A 3,118-nucleotide genomic window follows, 5' to 3' on the forward strand; every position below is an offset into this window, starting at 1 on the left:
GACGCGTGCCTCTGTCAGGTCAGGACGGCCGGTGGCGGCCTTCTCGGTGCGTTCGGTGATGCGGGCGGCGGGGCCGAAGTCCCCGGCGTCGACCGTCACGACCTGCGGCGCGGCCGCTTGGGCCGCCGGAGCCTCGGCCACGACATTGGCCTTCACGGTGATGACCGGCGTGCCTTCGGTGACGTTGGCCTGCACGGTATAGGCGCCGGCCAGCACGCTCTTGGTCACCGTCAGGTCCGCCGAGACGTCGATGGCGTCGGTGATGACCCCGGAGGACAGCTTGATGCCGGCCCGGGCGGCGATCTCCTTGCCTTCAAACGTGTTGTCCAGCAGCACCGCGGCCGGAGCTGCCTGGCGCGCTGCTGCCGCCAGGAAGGCGGCCTTCGGGGCCACCAGGGCGCCGTCCACGTCCGCGGCCGGCAGGTAGACGGTGCCCGCGCCGTACTCCCCGAGCTCGGTCCGCAGGGCGTCGGTGAGATCGCCGTTGAACGCCGCCACCGGTTCGCCGATGCTGCGGGCGAGCGTGAAAAGTTCCCGGTGGATCTTGTGCAGGGCGTGGCCGGGACGGTCGATAAAGACAAGAACAGTAGTCATGGTGCCGATATCCTTCGCGGTTTCCGTGGCGGACTAGAGCAGGTTCTGGGCGGCCAGGAAATCCACCAGGCGGATCCCGGCGTCGCCCTCATCGGTGATGATGGTGCCCTGCGACCGCGGCGGCCGCGCTTCTGCCTTGGCGACGGCCGTCCAGGCACCCGCCGTGCCGACCGCACCGGGTTCGATGCCCAGGTCCGCCAGCGACACGGTGGCCACGGGCTTTTTCTTGGCGGCGATGATGCCCTTGAAGTTCGGGTAACGCGGTTCATTGATCTGGTCGGTGACCGATACCACCGCGGGGAGTTCCGCTTCCAGGCTGTCGGCATGGGTATCGCCGTCCCGACGGGCGCGCACGGTGGTCCCGTCGACCTCCAGGCTGGCGGCGAAGGTCAGCTGCGGCAGGCCCAGGCGCTCGGCCAGCTGCGCCGGAACCAGCGAGGTTTCGCCATCGGTGGAGGCCATGCCGGTGAGCACCAGGTCGATGTCGCCGAGGCTGCGGACGGCGGCGGCCAGCACCAGCGACGTCCCGGCGGCGTCCGAGCCGGCCAGGGCATCATCGTTTACGTGCATGCCTTCTGTGGCGCCGATCTGGAGCGCCTTCTTCACCGCGGTGGCCGCTGCTGCCGGGCCCATGCTCAGCGCGATCACCCGGTTGCCGGCCTTCGGGCCGCCGCGCTCCTCCGCCAACTGCAGGGCGGCTTCGATGGCGTATTCGTCCAGTTCGGACAGGATGCTCTCCGAGCGGTCCACCGTTGCCGGATCGCCGATCAGGTGCCGGTCGAACTGTGCGTCCGGTACGTGCTTGACCAGCACCACGATGTTCAAGGCTGTGCCTGCTGCTTTTTGCATCCTCGCTGAACTTCCTTCCGCCGTCCACGGCCCGCGCGGGTGTTGCGGGCCGCTGCAAACACCCTAACCTTACCGGCAACGCCGCGGCGGTAAACACCTGCGGGGCTGCCGTGTGCGCCAGGGCAAACCCCGCGGCGGTGAACACCTGCGGGGCTGCCGTGTGCGCCGGGGCAACCCCGCGGCGGTGACCAGCTGCGGGGCTGCCGTGTGCGCCACCCCGGTGGGGGCCGGTGCCTCACCGGGGACGTGCGGTCAGGCCTGGCCTTCGCCCAGGGTCACGTCGACGGTGCGTTCTTCGCCGCCGCGCAGGTAGGTGAGCTGCACGGTGCTGCCGGCGGCGTGTTCGCGGATGGCCGCGGTCAAAGACTGGCTGTCGCCGATGACCCGGTTTTCCACCCGGGTGATGACATCGCCCTTCCGCAGGCCGGCCTCCTTGGCGGGCGAGCCCTCAACGACCTCCACGACGGCCGCGCCCACGGAGAACTGGGTGTTGCCGGAGGAGTTGCCGGAGGGCTTGGCCGTCACCGTCACACCGAGTTGGCCGTGGCTCGCCGTCCCGTCTTCGATCAGCTCCTGGGCAATCCGCTGCGCGTAGTTGCTCGGGATGGAGAAGCCCACGCCGATGCTGCCGCTGTCTTCGCTGGAGGACGCGATGGCCACGTTGACGCCGATGACCTCTCCGTTGGTGTTCACGAGCGGACCGCCCGAGTTGCCATGGTTGATCGCCGCATCGGTCTGGATGACGTTCAGGAAAATGCTGCCCTGGTTCGAGGAGCGTTCCTCGCCCGGGAACTGGAAGTTCCACTGGTCGCCCGGGCCGGGCTGGGCACTGTCGCCGGAATCCTCCGGCACGGCGGAGGACGAGACGCTGATGGTGCGGCTCAAGGTGGACACGATGCCGTCGGTGACGGTGCCCGCCAGGCCCAGCGGCGCTCCGATGGCAATGGTGGTGTCGCCGACATTGAGCTTGTTGGAGTCGGCAAACGTCGCCGGCGTGAGGCCCTTGGCATTGGTCTTGATCACGGCCAGGTCCGACAAGGGGTCGGTGCCGACCACCTTGGCCTTGTGCACGCCGCCGTCGCTGGTGCGCACCTCGACGTCGGGGTTGGCCGTCTCGCCGCCCAGCGTCACCACGTGCGCGTTGGTGAGGATATGCCCCTCCGTGTCCAGGATGATGCCCGATCCTGATCCGCCCGTGTTGCCGCTGGCCACCGAGATCGTCACGACGCTCGGCGAGGCCTTGGCCGCCGCGGCGGTGATCTCGTTGACCGAGTCCGTGTTGTTCACGATCAGCTGCTCCGGCCCACTGCCGGTGATGGAGGTGCCCGCCGAGCCGTCCGCCAGCGCCTGCGAGCCCACCGCGACTCCACCGCCGGCCAGGCCGGCCAGCAACATGCCGGCGATCAGCGTCCCGGTGCCAAAACGCTTCCTGGTGCCCGCCCCGGCAGGCCGCCCGCCTGACGGGTTTCCGTAGCCGGTCCCCTGCCCGGGGCTTCCGCTCCCGTATCCGCAGTTGTGGCCCTGGCCTCCGTAGCCGGCAGGGCTGCCCGCGTTCTCCTGGCCGTAGGACGGCACGGCATACTGGCCGAAGGTGCCCGGGGCGTGCTGGCCGTACCGGGGCTGCTGCGGGGTGTGGTGTTGGGGCTCCTGCCGGGCCTGGTCTTGCGCCGGGACC

2 protein-coding genes and 1 pseudogene are annotated in these 3,118 nt (G+C 69.8%); all 3 read right to left on the reverse strand.

Annotation, left to right across the window (positions count from 1 at the left end):
* A pseudogene (locus AC5RV2_RS16285) lies at positions 1 to 594 on the reverse strand (electron transfer flavoprotein subunit alpha/FixB family protein); the annotation flags it as partial.
* 33 nt (positions 595 to 627) lie between these two features.
* On the reverse strand, positions 628 to 1,443 hold the full coding sequence (locus AC5RV2_RS16290) for an electron transfer flavoprotein subunit beta/FixA family protein (RefSeq protein WP_494093199.1): 816 nt from the start codon (positions 1,441 to 1,443) through the stop codon (positions 628 to 630).
* 252 nt (positions 1,444 to 1,695) lie between these two features.
* Positions 1,696 to 3,118 (reverse strand): S1C family serine protease (locus AC5RV2_RS16295; RefSeq protein ID WP_494093200.1); only part of this gene is annotated, 1,423 nt, incomplete at its 5' end.

This window comes from Arthrobacter sp. Y3225116, assembly GCF_059091245.1.

Excerpts from the sequence above, each read along its gene's own strand:
- AC5RV2_RS16290 (WP_494093199.1), bottom strand. The coding sequence starts at position 1,443 with ATGCAAAAAGCAGCAGGCACAGCCTTGAACATCGTGGTGCTGGTCAAG.